The organism is Mesorhizobium sp. M7A.F.Ca.CA.002.05.1.1 (genome assembly GCF_003998335.1).
Taxonomy (GTDB): domain Bacteria; phylum Pseudomonadota; class Alphaproteobacteria; order Rhizobiales; family Rhizobiaceae; genus Mesorhizobium.
The window spans coordinates 1-1,189 of record NZ_RZQI01001289.1 but is presented as its reverse complement, the minus strand read 5'-3'; the positions used below and the strand labels follow the sequence as shown (position 1 = coordinate 1,189).

The 1,189-nt window shown below is 66.4% G+C and carries 2 protein-coding genes; one reads left to right on the top strand and one right to left on the bottom strand.

The genetic code is table 11. From position 1 onward, the window contains the following. Positions 1 to 69: 69 nt before the first annotated feature. Complete coding sequence (locus EN939_RS34965; RefSeq protein WP_013530714.1) at positions 70 to 375, bottom strand: hypothetical protein; 306 nt, start codon at positions 373 to 375, stop codon at positions 70 to 72. 208 nt (positions 376 to 583) lie between these two features. Here EN939_RS34965 and EN939_RS34960 point away from each other — a divergent pair. Then, positions 584 to 1,189, top strand: a 606-nt coding sequence (locus EN939_RS34960) for an ATP-binding protein (RefSeq protein ID WP_164751547.1), incomplete at its 3' end; no start/stop codon positions are given.

The window sequence follows — 1,189 nt, the reverse complement described above, 5'->3', positions numbered from 1 at the left end:
CTGCCGACCGCGAAGCTGCCGATCTCCCGCACGAGGGGAGATTGGCCAATCTCCGGCCTCTCCGCGCGCTTAAATCCCGGACCCATCCAGCTGCTGGGCGTCTTCGCCTTCCCAGGGCGCTGGCATGGACGCGCGGCTGAGGTTTGCCGTCGGCAACGGCATCCAGCACTTCAGTTCCGGGTCGGCATATTCGATGACGCGCCCGGGCGAGGAGTCCGACGCGCGCCAGCCTTCCGAGGCGAACTGGTCGGCACGCGACCAATAGGCAAGGTCTACTTCCGCCGGTCCCTGTTCGGACGGACGCACCGTGACCAGGATGCGGCTGCCATCCTTTGGCGCCGTCGACATGTGGCGCCACCGTTCGGGCTCGTCCATCGCATTCCTCCTCGCACTCGTAGCGTTGGGTGGAGTGTCGCCTCGTGGTCCGAAGGGGTCAACCCAAAGTTTGCGCCAGGCATCGGCTGATGACCCCTCCAGGCGGTGCCTGCACAGTTGTGCGCAACACGCCGCAGGCGGTCATGCACGCTCGACGGGCTGTGACCCAGTTGATAAGCCCGTCTGCGAAAGGAGCGCCTGAGTCGAGATGACCGTTGCGATCGAGATGGGACAGACGACCGCGGGCGCCCCGGCGAAGCTGGATCTTGAGGAACTGCTCGCGACTCGCCTTTTGGTGCAGGGCAATTCAGGCTCCGGCAAGTCGCATCTGCTGCGGCGCCTGCTGGAGCAGAGCGCGCCCTGGGTGCAGCAGACCATCATCGATCCCGAGGGCGACTTCGTCTCGCTGGGCGACCGTTACGGCCATCTGGTGATCGATGCCGAGCAGCATACCGAGCGCGGCCTGCAGGCGGCCGGCGAGCGGGCGCGCATGCATCGCGTCTCCACCGTGCTCAATCTCGAAGGGCTCGACGCCGAGAACCAGATGCGGCGTGCCGCCGCCTTCCTCGGCGGGCTGTTCGAGGTCGCCCGTGACCACTGGTACCCAATGCTGGTGGTGGTGGACGAGGCGCAGCTGTTCGCGCCGGCGGTGGCCGGAGAGGTGTCGGACGAAGCGCGAAAGCTCTCGCTCGGCGCCATGACCAATTTGATGTGTCGTGGCCGCAAGCGCGGGCTGGCCGGCATCATTGCCACCCAGCGGCTGGCCAAGCTCGCCAAGAATGTCGCAGCCGAGGCGTCCAATTTTCTCATGGGC

Bases quoted from the DNA above. Each gene is read 5' to 3' on its own strand.
- EN939_RS34965 (WP_013530714.1), bottom strand. From the start codon at position 375: ATGGACGAGCCCGAACGGTGGCGCCACATGTCGACGGCGCCAAAGGAT.